This is a genomic window from Thalassoglobus polymorphus, assembly GCF_007744255.1.
Lineage (GTDB): Bacteria > Planctomycetota > Planctomycetia > Planctomycetales > Planctomycetaceae > Thalassoglobus > Thalassoglobus polymorphus.
On sequence record NZ_CP036267.1, the window covers coordinates 3,821,541 to 3,837,798 of the forward strand.

The following is a 16,258-nucleotide window of genomic DNA, read 5'->3' on the forward strand; positions in this document are numbered from 1 at the left end:
CAATACAAAAACGTCAGGGTCGGGCTGACAGGGATTCCGGTTCTGGAAGCGGACGAGATGCAACGCTCTCAGCAGGACATGATGAAGGCCTCGATGATTTCCTTCATTGGAGTCGGCCTAATTCTGCTGATCGGATTCCGTGGGTTTCGACACCCGCTGCTCGCATTATTTATGCTGGCGATCAGCCTCGCCTGGTCGTTGGGGTATATTACAATTGCCATCGGACACCTGAATATTCTTTCAGTTTCGTTCGCTGCGATTTTGATTGGGCTGGGGATCGACTATGCGATTCACTACCTCGCGCACTACATCGAACTTCGGCACCGAAACGAAAAACTGCATCGGGCCTTGTCTTTGTCCTCACGGAGCGTCGGTACCGGAATCGTGACGGCTGCGGTGACGACTGCACTAGCATTCTTTTGTGCAACATTCACCGATTTTCTCGGAGTTGCAGAACTCGGAGTGATTGCAGGTGGCGGTGTCCTCTTGTGTGCGATCGCGACATTCACGATTCTCCCGGCATTGGTCACGCTCGCGGATCGCAAGAAAGAGCCGCGTCAAATGCCGACTCCATTCCAGGGAAACGCATTACGCAAGCTGATCCGAAATCACCCCGGAGTGGTGACCGTCGTCACGTTGCTGGCGATCATTGGCATCGGTTCCCAAGGCTTTCAAGTCCAGGACGGGACGATTCAATCGAAGGTGAAATACGACTCAAATCTTTTGAATCTGCAAGCCAAAGGTGTCAATTCGGTCGAACTTCAAAAGCGGATCTTTCAAGAGACAAACGGCTCATTGCTCTATGCAATCTCGATTGCCGATTCGATTTCAGAAGCGCGCATTCTGAAGGAAGAGTTTCTCACGTTGCCAACGGTCTCACGCGTCGAGGGAATGGCATCTTATATGCCGAATTTCCCACCAGAAGAAACAAACCTGCTTGTGCAGGCCATTCACTCTCGGCTGAGTCGACTCTCCGACTTACCACGGGAATTTCCTCAACTGGACCCACTCTCGATTGGCCAGTCGATGGACCGGCTCTACACAACACTTTCCTCTCGGAGCGAACCTGCTGCGATCTCAGCTGCAAAATCACTTGATAGTTTTCTTGATAACCTCACCCTGATGGAACTTCCGCAGCAAATGCAGGTTCTGTCGGGATATCAAAATGGAATGCTCACGGCGTTGCATCGGCAATTTCAGGAAATAGAGAGAGTTTCGAGCCCACAACCCGTCAGCCCAAACGATTTCCTTCCAGGCATCCACGAGCGTTTCGTTTCTGAATCGGGGCACTGGCTATTGCGAATCTATCCCAGCGAACAAGTCTGGGAGGAAGAGCCGCTGACCGCGTTTGTTGAAGAAGTCCGGTCGATCGATCCCAAAGCAACGGGGACACCTTTACAGAACTTTGAAGCAGCACGCCAGATTCGGGAGAGTTATTTCGACGCTGCAATCTACGCACTTGTGGTCATTTTCCTAATTCTACTTGTCGACTCACTGAAGTCGGGGACACTTCTGGTTTCTCTCGTTGCTCCTTTGGCAGTTGTTGGATTTGCATATTCGTTGCGATTCAAATCGGGCGAACCAGTGAATATCCTCCAGCTCGCCTCCTTGTACGCCTTGATTGTTGCGCTTGTCTCAAGCGTGCTCGATTTCAAAAGCGTGCGGGGCACACTACTGACTCTTCTCCCACCATTGGCTGGCGGATTTTTGATGTTCGGCATTCTGGGGTTGATAGGTATGAATCTGAACCCGGCCAACCTCATCGTATTGCCGCTAATCTTAGGAATTGGAGTTGATGACGGTGTCCACGTCATTCATGATGCGCGTCACTCAACAGGTCGATATGAAACTTCCCCAAGTACAATCAACGCCATCACCCTGACATCTCTCACTTCGATGCTCGGGTTTGGCAGCATGGTCGTCGCAGCACATCAAGGGCTTGTTTCACTTGGAACAATTTTGGTGATTGGCGTGGGAAGTTGCCTGTTCATTTCTCTTGTCACTCTGCCAGCGATCTTGACCCTCATTGATCGCTGGGAGTCAACTGAAAGCCCTGCTCAGAATGAAGAGGCGAAACCGATCGACAAGAAAGAGATCGTAACAATTCCGATGACAAAGCATGAAACTGGCGTTGCCTGAGCCTCTCGCTCAGCTCACAAGAGGGATTGGAGAAGAGGGGAAAGCCTTGGCTTACCCATAAGGAAGTTTGTTTTTCCATGCGTTCGAGTAAATCGCGTCTCACGACTTAAATAGCGTAGCTTGCTCTACCATACCCGGCTGAACCTCAATGTCATTTAGAAATTGAAATGCCGTACCAACGGAGAACAGAAGTACGTCGCTCGCCTCGCATCCCCCCTGGCAACTCGCTTTGTTCTGCCGATTTCTCAGAGATGACATCACGCAATTCTTGAAGCGGCCACTGTCCCGAATTGCATGCAGTTGTCCGCTAACGGTGCCTTGCCTGTTTATGTTACCTTGCACATTGCAATTCCAAAATTTGTTTAGAACATCTTTCGAATTGGTTCGCAGGATCTGCCTCGTGGCGAACAGCATTTTTACTAGAGAAATGCGTTCTTCGCGGGTACACGTTAGAGCAAACTGCTCTAGAACGAGTCCGGAAAATCTCTGGAATAGCCGCTTTTCTTAACGTTTGAGAGAGCAATTTCAAGTTTCAGGATCAGTTCTAGATTTGTTCCTGGAGAAGAGACGCTGATTAGGGAAAACGACCTGATCGGGGAAGAGACACAGTAACACAATAGGTTCCCGATGAAATTTGCTATTCTTTCTTGCAGCACCAATTGCTACAGCACTCGTCGACTCAAGGAAGCGGCGGCTCAACGTGGGCACGAGGTGAAAGTCTTGAACACCTTGAAGTTTGCGATCGACCTTAAGGAAGGGACTCCCGATCTTTACTTCCGCACGAAACAGCTCAGTCATTACGACGCTGTCCTGCCAAGAATCGGGAATTCTATTACCTATTTCGGCACCGCGGTTGTTCGTCAGTTCGAGCAGATGGATGTCTTCTGTGCAAATTCTTCGAACGGAATCTCCAACTCTCGGGACAAGCTACGAAGCATGCAAATCCTGAGTCGACATCAAATCGGAATTCCGGAAACAACATTCGTTCGTGATAAAAAAGACGTCCTTCCTGCTATCGAGCGAGTTGGTGGGGCCCCCGTGGTCATCAAACTCCTCGAAGGAACCCAGGGAGTCGGCGTGATCCTCGCAGATTCCGTCAAGATCGCGGAAGCAATTATCGAGACACTACAAAGCACGAAACAAAACGTACTTGTTCAGAAATTCGTCGCAGAAAGTAAAGGAAGAGATATTCGTGCTTTTGTTGTTGGCGATCAAGTCGTCGCAGCGATGAGACGTGTCGCACAGGGACAGGAATTCCGCAGTAATGTCCATCGCGGCGGTGTGACGGAACAGGTCGATCTGGATGAGCGGTACCGAGATGCTGCTGTCCGGGCAGCCCAGATCATGGGACTGCGAGTCGCTGGTGTCGACATGCTCGAATCGAAGACCGGCCCACAAATCATGGAGCTCAATTCTTCACCAGGACTCGAAGGAATCGAGTCCTGCACACACCTTGATATTGCTGGCACGATTGTCGATTACATCGCTGCTCAGGTCGATTTTCCAGAGATCGACTTGCGACAAAGGCTCACCGTCAGCCGAGGGTATGGAGTGACTGAACTCCACATTCCTGAAGGCTCTGAATACGTTGGCCGAACGATTTCTGACTCAGGCTTGAGAGAAAAAGACATCAATGCACTGACTCTTTATCGTGGGACAACAGTCATTCCGAATCCGCGGTCAGATCGCATTCTTGAACCGGGTGACCGCCTGCTTTGCTTTGGAAAACTTGAATCGATGCGCCAACTCGTCCCGAAGAAGACGCAGAAACAACGTCGCCCTGAGGTGCTGGACCTTCCAGATTTCACGAACACTCATCACGATGAGAAGAGTGAAGAAGAAAAGTAATCTGGGTAGTGACCTCTTACAACTTGCTTGTTTTCACCAACGTTCGACCGGTCCGTTGGGAACTTTAATCAATGCTGTTGGAAGAGTCGCTTCTCGCTCGCCATGGCGTGCCCGAATTTGGTCTGCGATTTCATCAAACTCTGAGATCGATTCAAAACGCCTGAGGCGATCTTCTAAATCGTCGGGGATTCCCAACTTCAGTCCGTACCAGCCAGCGAATTTCCGAAAGAGTAAGCAACTGTAATCGTCGTACTGCTGGGTCATATAGTGAAAGTGTCGTCGTAAAAAATTGACCTGCTCGTCCGCGTTGGGCTCGGTCGGAGTTTCTCCAGTGGCGACTTGTGCAAGCTTCGCAAAGATCCACGGATCAAGCATTGCTCCGCGACCGATCGCGACTGCCTGACACCCGGTTTCAGCCCGCATTTGATGTGCATCCTCGAGTGTGCGAACGTCGCCATTTCCAACGACCGGAATGTTCTCAACCGCTTCGACGACCGCTTTAATTCCTTCGCGATCGACTTCACCATGAAACCCCTGTTGTCGCGTTCGACCATGAATGGTGATTGCTGCGACGCCGAGCTTTTCAAACTCTCTTGCCAAGACTGGAGCAGTCAGATTCTCTCGATCCCAGCCAAGCCTCATCTTAACGGTGACCGGAACAGTTACTGCGTTGACGACTTCTCCAATCGAAGCACATGCCCCGTCAGTATCACACATCAAACGAGCACCACCCCCCGAACCGTTAATCTTCGCCATGGGACATCCCATGTTGATGTCGATACTGGCATATCCACGATCTTCAAGCCACTTGGCTGCGCGAACAAGCTCTGCTTTGACGCCCGAAAAAATCTGGATCGAAAGCGGCGTATCATCCGGCGTCGTTTCAATGAGTTTTTTCGACTTCTGACTTTCAGCGACAAGCTGCGAAGCGAGAACGAGATCCGTCGTTGCCAACCCGAGACCGCCTAACTCTCGAATCACACGACGAAACGCAAGATGTGTATACCCTGCGAGTGGTGCCAGGAAATACCGCGTTGGAATGAGACGTGTCCCGATTTTAATCGGAGATTCATCGAGATTCAGTTGAGCCGAAGTCATAACGAAAGAAGTGACCTTCTCTTAAGCGTATTAGAGGATTGTTTTCGAGAATGTCGAACTCGTTCTCTGTAATAATTGTCGCAGTCTTGTCTCTGCAGTTTCATGTCTGCCGCATCAGCTAGAGCATCTTTCGAATTGGTTTGCAGGATCTGCCTTGTGGCGAATAGCATTTTCACTAGAGAAATGCGTTCTTCACGGGCACACGGTAGAGCAAACTGCTCTAGATCGCTGCAATGATCCTCAGGACTTCATCCAGTAGAAAATTCCCGCGCCGGTCGCGGCGAAGAGCATCGTTCCGATCAGGATTCCGCCGATCGGATAATTGTAACGAGTTTTGGCAGCCTTCAATGTTTCGACAGCTTTTAAGGCTGAGGAACGGACTTTTTCGTTCTCGTCCTGCTTACTGAGTTGCATCAAAGCCGGAATAAATTTCTTTGCGTGTCCGCCCCCCTCTTCCATGGCCAGAACACTCGCTTCTCGAATTTGCCAGCTCTCATCATTCAGACCATTTCTGATGACATCAAGATTGTGACCACTTTCACCAGCGATCTTCCCAAGTGCTCCGATCGCCTCGATCCGTACAGGTTGCTGGCTATGAGTTGCGGCCTCGACCCATAGTTTTTCGCCCTGACGACCTGAGCGAGCTTGAATACTTGAAACCAAATTCCAGCTGAGCGAGCAAAGCAGAGAAACGAACAAAGAGATGACTACCCAATTGGGAATGGAATCATGTTTCAGAATTTTTCCCGGACCGACGGTTTTGAAAAATGCTGTCGCTGGATCCTCAAGCTCTGGTCTTTGAAGTGGTCGATCCAAGCCTTTGTCGTTGGGGTTGGATACAACCGTCACAGTTTGCCTGACACTTCTCAGTTGCCGGCCGACCTCCGCAGCAGACGTCTGACGATCTTTTTCTTCTTTCTCAAGAAGTTGTAAAATTACTCGTTCCAGCGCAACCGGGCAATCAAATGTCTTCTCTGTCGGACGTGGCGGCGTATCCCGACAGTGCATGTGCAGCGTTGCTGCAGGAGTTGACCCTAAAAACGGCGGTTCACCCGTGACCAATTCGTAGAGGACACACCCCAGCGCATAAAGATCTGTTTGTGGGGAAACCTCAAGTCCCCGGATCTGTTCGGGAGCCATATAGAGAAATGTTCCCGCAGTCTTTCCAGCAGCCGTAATTTTTCGAGCAGCTGCGACAGAAGCCAACCCAAAGTCACTCAGCTTCAACTGACCTGATTTTGTTATCAAGAAGTTGCTGGGCTTCACATCGCGGTGAATGACTTTCTTTTCATGGGAGCACTCAAGCGCATCACACATTTGCAGAGCATAGAAAATGACCTGCTCCCAGGGAAGTTTTTTATTCTCTTGGAGCTTGTCCTCAAGCGACCCTTCCGAGATCAATTCCATCGCATAGAAACGACGTTTATTCTCGCAAGAGCCACCAAAGCAGCGAACAATGTTCGGATGCTTCAGGTTTTTCAGAACCTCAAGTTCGCGCTCGAAACGTGCGAGAGTGGTTTCATCGGTGACATCGCTTGGGAGCATTTTCAAGGCGACTTCGCGGTCGTTGACGACGTAACGAGCGCGATACACAACCCCCATCCCGCCTTCACCAATCTGCTCAAGCAGTTCGAACGGCCACATCCATTTCTGGCGATCCAGATTAGTCGCTTCTTGTTTCGCGGTCATTTCTGTTTCCGTTCCGAACGGATTCATCTGTCAGTAAGTCTCATGCTTGGCCCTAAGTTGACAACTGTCTTGAATTCCCTGGCAGGAAGAGAACCTGCTCAGTCCGAATGACAGGATGCTACATCAGTTTAAGTAGAACCAGTCCGAAAACCTCTGGAATCACTGCTTTTCTCAATGCTTGAGAGAGCAATTTCAAGTTCTAAATATGTCGCTAAGTCTGTTTTCCTACTTGCCGTTTACCTGGCGATGTCCCCTGGAAACTCCCTGAGACACAGATCCGCTCCTAAGCCAAAAGACCGAAGTGATGAACTCTAATGATATCCCGGATTCGCCGAAAATCCATTTCGATCGCCAATCACAAATCAAGATGGCAGGGATTGATCGTATTTGTGCGGCGTTTACACGGAATCCCCCAACTCAATTCGCCTTCACCAGTGGCAGAGACGGACTCTCTTGGTTATTTTGATTGTAGATCATTTCGGTACAAGGGAACACATCAGAGCTGGAAGACGTTCGTGTTTCTCGTGTCCGTGAAGAACGCTTTTTTCTCAGAAAAAATCATAGACGCCACGAGATAGAACGCGTACATCATTCACGAAAATGCTCTAGACTGGAGATGTCTTCAGACCGACCCGTTCGACGAACGTGTTGGAATCATTCATGATACGATCTGTTTGACTTGAGATCGACAGCCTTTTTCTGATTGCTGTTGGCATCGCCCGACTAGCGCTTGATTCAATATCGAGGCAATTCAATGTATTTGCGGATGGCAAAACGAGTACTCTTCGAGACCGATAAGCGGCTCGTCTGGAAACTCTTCTGGAACATGGGGATCAAGGGGTCTTTATCCGTCCACAAGTTCAAAAAGCGGATGAAGAAAACCGGACAGGTCTTTCCGCCGTTTCTGTACATTTCGATCATCAATTCCTGCAATCTCCGTTGCACAGGCTGTTGGGTGGATGTCGCTGCGAAGCAGCAGACGATCGACGTCACAGCCATGAACAAACTCATCAATGAAGCCAAAGCGAACGGAAACGTTTTCTTTGGGATCGTCGGTGGGGAACCGTTTATGCATCCTCAAATTCTTGAAATCCTGGCTGCCCATCCAGATTGCTACTTTCAGGTCTTCACGAATGGACACTTCATTACCGATGAGGTCGCCAAAGAACTCCGCCGCCTCGGCAATGTCACTCCGCTCGTGAGTGTCGAAGGAAGTGAAATTGTTAGCGACGAACGACGCGGTCGCAAAGACGTGCTCTCCAAAACAATGCAGGGCATTCAAAACTGCCTGGACAACAAAGTCTTCACTGGAGTTTGCACGAGTGTTTGCAAGACAAACATCGACGACCTTGTGACCGACAAATGGGTGGACCGTCTCATTGAGATGGGAGTCTTCTACACCTGGTTCCATGTGTACCGACCAATGGGGCCGGATGCCTCGCCGGATCTCTGCCTGACGCAGGAGCAACAGCAACGGATTCGGAAATTTGTCGTCGAAAGCCGAGTCAACAAACCGATCATCTTCGTGGATGCCTACTACGACCATGACGGTCAAGCACTTTGCCCAGCCGCGACAGGAATCACCCATCACATCAACCCATGGGGCGGTGTCGAACCCTGTCCGATTGTGCAATTCACCAAGGACAACATCCATGACGACAAACGCTCACTCGCAGAGAAACTCGACTCGGAATACCTGAAGGATTTCCGTGAACTCGCCAGAGACACAACTCGCGGATGTATCGTCCTGGAGCGACCAGACCTGTTGAAACAACTCGTTGAAAAGCATGGCGCCGAAGACGGCACAGTCCGTCACACTGCCATGGAAGAACTTGAAGGGATGCAAGTCCGACCGTCACAATACAATCCAGAACTGGCGATTCCAGAACGCAGCTGGGCCTACCGCATCGCCAAGAAGCATTTCTTCAATGACTTCCACGCATACGATGGTCGTGACCATTCAAAGGCATCGGCACCTTCGGTTTTGGTCGGAGCAACATCCGCTACCCCACCGGAGCCTGTCCTCGTCGATTTGGAGACAACCACTCGCGAAGAGTAGAACCGCGTGCAGAGTGATTTCCATTTGATGAACCACCCTTTTCCACGAGAGCGGATACATACAATTCTTGAAAATGTGAGACGCGGCCTTATTCTGCAGCGGCTCTTTTCAAACGATCATTCAGAGCGCGGCCCAGACCTTCATTGGGGAATGGCATTGCGACAATGGAATCGATGTTCGTTCTTTCGAGTCGTCGAAGTGCGGCAAAGAAATTGGCTGCTGCTTCAACGAGCGAACCACTCGGAGAAAGATTTTCTACCACTTCGAATTGATTCGTTTCGTGAGAGCCCATCATTAAGGCGCCCTTGCCGTTGCAGTCACGAATCTCTTGCAGGCTACTGACAATTTGAATCGGCTTGGACGGAGCATAGTGTCGACTGAGCATTCCCGGCCCAGCTTGCGGGGAATCGTCCCGGTTTTGATTGGGATCAAGCTGAAGAACTTTCCCGATCACTTTTTCGATTTCCTCCAGAGAGAGCCCACCTGGTCGAAGTAGAGTGGCTGTCCCATCTGCCGGGCAAGCAAGAACCGTTGACTCCACGCCGATGTCGCAGGCACCATCATCAAGGACTGCGTCGATACGCCCTTCGAGACCATCGAGGACATGCTCAGCTGTGGTGGGACTGACACTTCCAAATCGATTGGCACTTGGAGCCGCGATGGGAACTCCTGCCTTCTGGATCAGTTCCCGGGCAGAGTCCCGCTCAGGAATCCGGATCGCAACATTTGGTAAGCCGGACGTGACGAGGTCCGGAATGAGATCCCGCTTCGGCAAGACAAGCGTCAACGGTCCCGGCCAAAAGTGATCAACAAGTGCCTGCGCAGTTTCAGAAACGCTTTCGACAAATTCTTCCAGCTGGCTTTGATCACAGAGATGTACAATCAACGGATCAAAATGTGGTCTTTCTTTTGCCTCGAAAATTTTTGCAACTGCAACTGGGTTCAGCGCATTCGCCCCCAATCCATAAACAGTTTCGGTTGCAAAGGCGACCAGTTTCCCGTCCTGAATCAAACAAGCAGCTGTGTCTGTATCGTAGATTCGTAAAGTACGCAGTGTCGATCCCCATTATGAAGTTCGGTATTGAGGCGATTTCATTGATCAAATGAACTGAAGAGCTCACTAGAGCAGTTTGCTCTACCGTGTGCCCTGCAGAACACATTTCGCTAGTAAAAATACTGTTCGCCACGAGGCAGAGCCTGCAAACCAACTCGAAAGATGCTCTAAATCCGTGATAGATATATGGATCGTACAGTTTCGCATGATCATATGGGAGCATTTCGATCACGGATTTTGAGCAGGCTCCGGCCAGAAACCGCAAAGCTCCAACAATCGGTAGAAACCGCTTTGACCTTTTCCTATCTGAAGACAATTCCCGGAATTCTAGCGATTAACGACCTAAGCTTCGACTACGACATCTGACTTCATCGGGCTAATTATGTCATCTCTCAAAAAAATCATAGTCACTTTGACTTGTTCACAGGCGCTCTGTCTCGCATTCGGGCTTTGGATTCAACACACAGTTGGGCACGCAACTCTCGTCCTCTCCTCTGAGAATCTACTCGAAGGCACCACGGAGAATCAGCATGCTCTTGCGAACTTCTTTCTTTATGCTGGAATTGTCATCTGGCTAACAGGGATTCAATTCTGCGTAAACTGGATGGTCATTTCCAAAGTTTACTCAGCGGTTGATAATCGTATCCAAAAACATCGCGAAGACTCGCTCGTTGCTGTCAATGAACTTGTTCGAACTCGTGACGCGATCATCTTCGGACTGGCCAAGCTTGCAGAATCCAGAGACCCGGAAACAGGGCAACACCTGGAACGCATCAGCATGTATTCGGTGCGACTCGCCACTGCGATGCGGAAGCATCCGAAATTTTCTGAGATCGTGAATTCTGAATTTGTCCGGATGATTGGAATCAGTTCTGTCCTCCATGACATTGGAAAGGTCGGAGTTGAAGACGCAATTCTGCTTAAACCAGACACGCTCAGCGAAAAAGAACGAGAAAAAATACGGCTGCATGCGGAACTCGGAAGTGACTGTATCCATCAAATCGAATGCAGATTAGGCAATTCGGACTTCCTCTCCATGGCCAGAGATATCGCCCTGTATCACCACGAACGCTGGGACGGACAAGGGTATCCTTACGGACTTGCCGAAAAAGAAATTCCCCTGGCCGCGCGGATTGTTGCCGTCGCCGATGTGTATGACGCACTGGCATCTCAACGTGTTTACAAGGATGCCGTTCCACATGTGGACTGTGTTGTTGAGATCGAAGCGAACGCTCACAAACAGTTCGATGCAGACATCGTCGATGTCTTCCTCTCAATTCATGAGCAGTTCGCAGACATCGCTGAACGCTTCCAAGATGCCTCTCCATTGAAAGGAGACCACATCCCTTCCGACCGGGGTGGCAGCTACATCCCCACCGTCATTCAATACAACAAAATTCATGAGGCGCAATCGGACCAATAAGAAGACCAGACAATGAAGATCGACCAAGGCTTTCAGATTTACAGTGAGCGACTGCGGCCATGATCGATATTTCAGGTTTTCAGCGCGAAAAATGACCTCTCCGAGCCCCTTGGGGACGAGTGATCTGCCCCATTTTATTAGAGACCTCCTTCTATCTTTTAGAACTGGTCCTGAAACTTGAACTTGCTCTCACACACGACAACGACACATACAGACATACTGCTTGCTTTTAAACAGGGACCAATAGCAATGATCGACAAATCTACCGAACGACAACTGGAAATTTTCCTGGTGTTGATCACTCTTGCATTGGGAGCCCTGCTCTACTCGATCGAACATTCACGCATTGTCGTGTTAAACCTGTTTTACCTGCCTGTTGTTCTCGCAGGATTCTTCCTGGGACGCTATCGAGCCGGAACACTGGCGTTGTTTTCTGTGGTGACGGCAACGGTTGTCATCATGGCTGACCTCACCCGCTTTTCATTTGAGCAAACACCTGTCATCGTCGCCCTGAGTGTGATGGTTTGGGGAGCGATCCTTGGAATCACCGCGATTCTCATCGGAACACTCAACGAAGATCGAAACAAGAAAGTCACCGAAGTTCATGAAGCCCACGTGGGCGTTGTGGAAGTCCTTTCTAGATACCTGCAATGTGCAGACCCCGTTCTTCAAGTCCGCACAAAACGAGTGAATCATCTCTGCGAACAAGTCGCAATCCGCATGCGAATGACGCCGCGAGAAATTGATGACGTACGTGTGGCAGCCTTGCTGATGGATGTCACAAATATTGAAATTACTGCCCGCGTCATCCGCAAAGCTGTCGGAGATTTTGATCAGAACGTCGTTTGCGAAGAAAACACATTCCATGGAACGGAACTTGTGAAGTCACTGGGGGCTTCACTTTCAGGCGCTTTCCCGCTGGTCTTAATGCAAAGTAGCGACTGGACAAAAGCCGAAGCCCAACCCGTTCCAATCGGTGCGAGAGTGCTACGAGTTGTACGCCATTATGTTGAGCTGACACAGTCCGGGCTGGCCTCAGCCCACCTCAGCAACGAGGAAGCCATCAAAGACTTGAAAGTCGATTTCAAAGGCAATACCGACCTCGCTGTCATCAATGTTTTGGAAGAAGTCATCGAACACCGCTTCGAGACTCCTGCCCAGCAAAAGCTCAACAGGAGCCAACGGTCGGCTGTCGAAGAAACTCCATAGAGAACCCTCGCAGCACAAGCAGAAATGTACTGCGAAGGCTCAGAACTTTTTCGCATCTTGCGAATTGATGTTCACGCTATGCCTCGCGGCGAGCAGTTCCTGAAGTTATTCCAGTGAACTTCACGGGCACGCCAAGCATTAAAAATGCTTAATCCCGAATTTTCTGCTTCGGTGCTCCGCTCAGGATCTTTGCATTCGGATCACTCGGTGGACGGTCCAGAGCTAAGTATGCAAACAGATCCGCGAGCTCTTGCGGCTTGAGTTGTTTCTCCAGATCTTCGGGCATCATGGAGACTTCACTGATTTTGTAAGCCTCAATTTTGTCGCGAGGAATCGTTTCGATCTTGCCCCCTTGAATCTTAAGAACGACTCGCTCGTCACTCTCTTCAATAGGCAGCCCGGTTAAGATCCGGCCATCTTCAGTCGCCAAAAGTCGGGCTTGGTATCCGGGACCAATGACGGCACTCGGATCGAAAACATTTTGCAACAGTTGATTCCAGTTGCTGCGGCCGTTTCGGGTAATATCTGGACCGACCTCAGCTCCTTCGCCATACATCTTGTGACACTGCGCACAAACTTTCTTGAAGACAGCAATCCCCTTGTGCGGATCACCCGGTGTTCCATTGAGAAAATCTCGGTGGAAATTGATGACGTGCTGCCGATCGGATCGACGATCTGTTCGAATTTGTCCGTAAAGTTTGACAACAAGCTTTTGCAGTTCTTCATTCTTGAAAGATGAAACTCGTTTCAACTGATTCAAGTTGACCGCTTCCTTGTCGATCTTCTTGGCTTCAATCTCTTTGAGTAGAGCAACGGACCAGATGTCCCGCTGCGTGAGAACTTCAATCACGCGTGGCTGAACGTCCGCTTCCCAAGTCGGATAATTGTCAAGTAAGAAGCCCGCAAGTTCAGGGTCATTGACTCCGCCGATCGCTTCGATCGCTGCAATGCGGAACGACTTCGCAGTCTTCAATCCGCCGATGGCGTCACCTAGATTACTGACGATGCGAGGAGCTCTGGCAGCCACCAGAACCCTGAGTGCTTCCAAACGCTCTGGTTGGGGCTTGCTTGTGTCATTGAAAGTTTTGCGGACGACCTGCATCGCTTCGACATCCCCTAGCAGAGCCAGAACCACTGTCATGTTGGAATCATCGAATTGAATAGGCTTCAAAGTTTGATACAACTCAGCTCGCTGATCCTTTGAAAGTTGTCCTTCACGTAATAAACGGCTGAGCAATCCGAGAGTATTGGACTTGAATGCTGGCGTCGAGTTTGGAGACTTGAGAACCGCTTCAAACAGCCCTCCCATAGTTTTTCCCGACAGAGATCGATTCTGACATAAAACGGGAATTGCTCTTCCGCAAATCGGCCCGATCCCACTGGCGTAGTCTTCCTTCGAACTATTCAGCGATTCACGAAGCCCTTCAATCACTGCGTCTGGATGACCATCGATCAAAGGAAGCAGGTTCTGCCAGACGAGATGCCTGAGCATTGGATCGTCGCCGGAGACACGCAGGATCGCTAGCAAGTATTTGACAGCGAACTCTTCTTCCCCTTGAAACTTGCTGGCTCCAATGACCATCTGAGCCAGCATTTGTGGAGAGTACTTCTTGAATGTCTGATCCAGATTCGGATCTTTTTTCATCTGTTGTGGGGCGAGTTTAGAAAACTCAGCGTCATCAAAAGTCCGGCGAACCAACCATGGCTCGATCTCGTCTTTGACCGATTTTGACATGCTTCGCATCTCCCCAAACAGCTTCGTAAAGTCTTCGCTGTACACAACACAAAACAGAGCATGCATTCTTTGAGTGTGGCTTGTCTTTTCATCCTTCACGACCGCAAGAACCTGTTTCGCCAAATCGAATGTCATTCGTTCCTGCAAAAGTCGCTGAGCCGTATTTCGTTTATAGACATTGGAATCCCCCAGAAGGGTGATCAGTTCATCATCTGACTTTGCTCCCAGGTCTTCGGCTATCTTATTCTCGTGACCTTTATAGACGACGCGATACAGGCGGCCTTTGGATCGGTCAACACCTTCCGGGTCGGCGTTTGCGTCTTGATAGCAGTGGTAGCGGTCGTACCAATCTAAGATATACAGGCAACCATCCGGGCCGACTTTTTGCACAACCGGCATGAACCAGGCGTCGTTGGCGGTCAGGAAGTCAGCGAGTTTCGCATCGTCTCCTTCACTGATCTTGCGAACGGTATCGTGTTCGAAGGCGCCCTGAGGTGCAGGGAATCCGGGATGCGGGCGGCCTTTGTAGCTCGCTCCGCTACGGTCTGCGATATCAGCATTGATGCAACCCCCGTGAATGTTCCCCATGTACAGTACGTTGCGATATTCTTCAGGATAGGCTTCCGAATCGAACCAGGTGATACCGCAGTAGGCAGCCTTTTGGTGTTTATGATCGACGATCGAACGCATCGGCCACGTGTGCGGTGGATAGGGTCCACCTTGGCGGATGTAGTAGGCACTCTCGGAAATGTGCCACAGGTGATCAATCACGCATGCGGAAATGAACGCTTCTCCGTCACCGTTGAATGTAATTCCCCAAGGGTTACTCGTCCCCTCTGCGAAAATCTGAAACTCCCGTGTGCGGGGGTGAATGCGGAACATCGCACAAGTGAACTTGAAGCCGGGATGATCCGCTTCGTAGTTCGGGTTCTCTTTCGAATAATAAACATGGCAATAGTTAAAGACGCCGTTCAATCCGTACAGCCAACCATCCGGTCCCCATGTCAGAGAGTTGGGCAGCTCGTGAGTATCCGTGCGACCAAAGCCGGTGAGAACGGTTTCAATCTTGTCCGCTTTGAGGTCTCCGTCGGTATCCTGCATGAAGAGCAGGTCCGGCGCATTCGCAACCCACACACCGCCATGACCAACAGCGATCCCCGAGGGAATGTTTAACCCCTCAGCAAAGACAGTCACTTTGTCGACCATCCCATCACCAGTGGTATCTTCGAGAACCTTGATACGGTCGCGCCCCGGACCGGGGGAGCGTCGCGGATACTCAAAACTTTCGGTGACCCAGAAACGCCCCTTTTCATCAATCGCCATTCCGACCGGATTCATGAGGTCCGGTTCCTTGGCGACGAGTTCAACAGAAAACCCCTCCGGAACCACCATCTTCTTGACTGCTTCCTCCGCAGAAAGAGGAGGTCCGGGCGGCTTCTCGTGTCGGCGAGGAATTTCCAATCGCTGCGCGAAGCTGGTGGCAGAGAGAACGCTTAAGAGGAAATACAAGCAAAGAGTGTGGACCAAAAAGCGGGGCATCAAAAAATCCTGTCTGAAAAACTGGTCGTTCATATTGCAGATACTGTCGTAAACCTGCGTGAAAGAATCAAGCAGCCCGCTGCCACAGATAGTGCCTCGCCTCTCCACTTTGGAATAGAGGCCTTTTACGATGACAGTCGCCAACTGCTAAGCAGAAGCCTTAAACAAGAGGCCCCGAACGAATACCAGCTTCCTCGACGGCAGCCCTGCCAGCAAAACGATGTCGCCCCCAAAGACAGCGATGGCAAATCAACTCAGCGGGTCGTCCTCGTTATCCACTCTGGAAAACACTTCGACTACATGCTCTGTGAAATTCCACATACCGAATGGATGATTACGAAACATCGAATTCACCCAGCGAAGATCCCAAACGCCCCGACTGTAATTTCTCCCGACACCAAAGAAAAAGGCCGCGAGCCACCGTAGTGACTCGCGACCATGTTGAACTTAACGGGCTAACAATTC

10 protein-coding genes (1 of these 10 running past the window's edge) are annotated in these 16,258 nt (G+C 50.3%); 6 read left to right on the forward strand and 4 right to left on the reverse strand.

Translation table 11 applies throughout. The features are described from left to right. Both Mal48_RS13770 and Mal48_RS13775 read left to right on the forward strand, forming a co-directional pair. Positions 1–2,139, forward strand: the 3' portion of a protein-coding gene (locus Mal48_RS13770) for an MMPL family transporter (protein WP_145200449.1). 819 nt of this gene lie to the left of the window's left edge; 2,139 of the gene's 2,958 nt are visible here — the last part of the coding sequence; its start codon lies beyond the left edge, outside the window; it ends in the stop codon at positions 2,137–2,139. Between the two features lie 627 nt (positions 2,140–2,766). Next, the gene (locus Mal48_RS13775; protein WP_145200452.1) at positions 2,767–3,987 is read left to right on the forward strand and encodes a RimK family alpha-L-glutamate ligase; all 1,221 of its coding nucleotides are present in this window, start codon (positions 2,767–2,769) and stop codon (positions 3,985–3,987) included. Between the two features lie 33 nt (positions 3,988–4,020). On the opposite strand, the gene Mal48_RS13780 is transcribed toward Mal48_RS13775, so the two are convergent. Together Mal48_RS13780 and Mal48_RS13785 are read right to left on the reverse strand one after the other, a co-directional pair. Beyond that, positions 4,021–5,085: a tRNA dihydrouridine synthase gene (locus tag Mal48_RS13780; protein ID WP_145200455.1), complete on the reverse strand. Its 1,065-nt coding sequence runs from the start codon at positions 5,083–5,085 to the stop codon at positions 4,021–4,023. Between the two features lie 240 nt (positions 5,086–5,325). After that, positions 5,326–6,774 (reverse strand): serine/threonine-protein kinase, encoded by a 1,449-nt coding sequence (locus tag Mal48_RS13785; RefSeq protein WP_197441702.1) that lies wholly within the window; start codon positions 6,772–6,774, stop codon positions 5,326–5,328. Between the two features lie 754 nt (positions 6,775–7,528). Between Mal48_RS13785 and Mal48_RS13790 the strand changes: the two genes are divergently transcribed. Beyond that, positions 7,529–8,833: a radical SAM protein gene (locus Mal48_RS13790; protein WP_145200461.1), complete on the forward strand. Its 1,305-nt coding sequence runs from the start codon at positions 7,529–7,531 to the stop codon at positions 8,831–8,833. 88 nt (positions 8,834–8,921) lie between these two features. Here Mal48_RS13790 and Mal48_RS13795 read toward each other — a convergent pair whose 3' ends face one another. Then, positions 8,922–9,845, reverse strand: a complete 924-nt coding sequence (locus Mal48_RS13795; RefSeq protein WP_231739571.1) for an L-threonylcarbamoyladenylate synthase — start codon at positions 9,843–9,845, stop codon at positions 8,922–8,924. Between the two features lie 424 nt (positions 9,846–10,269). On the opposite strand from Mal48_RS13795, the gene Mal48_RS13800 reads away from it, so the two are divergent. Together Mal48_RS13800 and Mal48_RS13805 are read left to right on the forward strand one after the other, a co-directional pair. Next, the gene (locus Mal48_RS13800; protein ID WP_145200467.1) at positions 10,270–11,310 is read left to right on the forward strand and encodes an HD-GYP domain-containing protein; all 1,041 of its coding nucleotides are present in this window, start codon (positions 10,270–10,272) and stop codon (positions 11,308–11,310) included. A 249-nt stretch (positions 11,311–11,559) separates the two neighbouring features. Next, positions 11,560–12,519, forward strand: a complete 960-nt coding sequence (locus Mal48_RS13805) for an HD domain-containing phosphohydrolase (RefSeq protein WP_145200470.1) — start codon at positions 11,560–11,562, stop codon at positions 12,517–12,519. A gap of 148 nt (positions 12,520–12,667) precedes the next feature. On the opposite strand, the gene Mal48_RS13810 is transcribed toward Mal48_RS13805, so the two are convergent. Further along, positions 12,668–15,793, reverse strand: a complete 3,126-nt coding sequence (locus Mal48_RS13810) for a PVC-type heme-binding CxxCH protein (RefSeq protein WP_197441703.1) — start codon at positions 15,791–15,793, stop codon at positions 12,668–12,670. Here Mal48_RS13810 and Mal48_RS13815 point away from each other — a divergent pair. Then, positions 15,773–16,219, forward strand: coding sequence for a hypothetical protein (locus tag Mal48_RS13815; protein ID WP_145200476.1), 447 nt, complete (start codon positions 15,773–15,775; stop codon positions 16,217–16,219). The two genes, Mal48_RS13810 and Mal48_RS13815, sit on opposite strands and share 21 nt — an antisense overlap. Positions 16,220–16,258: the final 39 nt, after the last annotated feature.

Bases quoted from the DNA above. Each gene is read 5' to 3' on its own strand.
- Mal48_RS13790 (WP_145200461.1), top strand. From the start codon at position 7,529: ATGTATTTGCGGATGGCAAAACGAGTACTCTTCGAGACCGATAAGCGG.
- Mal48_RS13780 (WP_145200455.1), bottom strand. From the start codon at position 5,085: ATGACTTCGGCTCAACTGAATCTCGATGAATCTCCGATTAAAATCGGG.
- Mal48_RS13785 (WP_197441702.1), bottom strand. From the start codon at position 6,774: ATGACCGCGAAACAAGAAGCGACTAATCTGGATCGCCAGAAATGGATG.
- Mal48_RS13805 (WP_145200470.1), top strand. From the start codon at position 11,560: ATGATCGACAAATCTACCGAACGACAACTGGAAATTTTCCTGGTGTTG.
- Mal48_RS13775 (WP_145200452.1), top strand. From the start codon at position 2,767: ATGAAATTTGCTATTCTTTCTTGCAGCACCAATTGCTACAGCACTCGT.
- Mal48_RS13810 (WP_197441703.1), bottom strand. From the start codon at position 15,793: ATGCCCCGCTTTTTGGTCCACACTCTTTGCTTGTATTTCCTCTTAAGC.
- Mal48_RS13800 (WP_145200467.1), top strand. From the start codon at position 10,270: ATGTCATCTCTCAAAAAAATCATAGTCACTTTGACTTGTTCACAGGCG.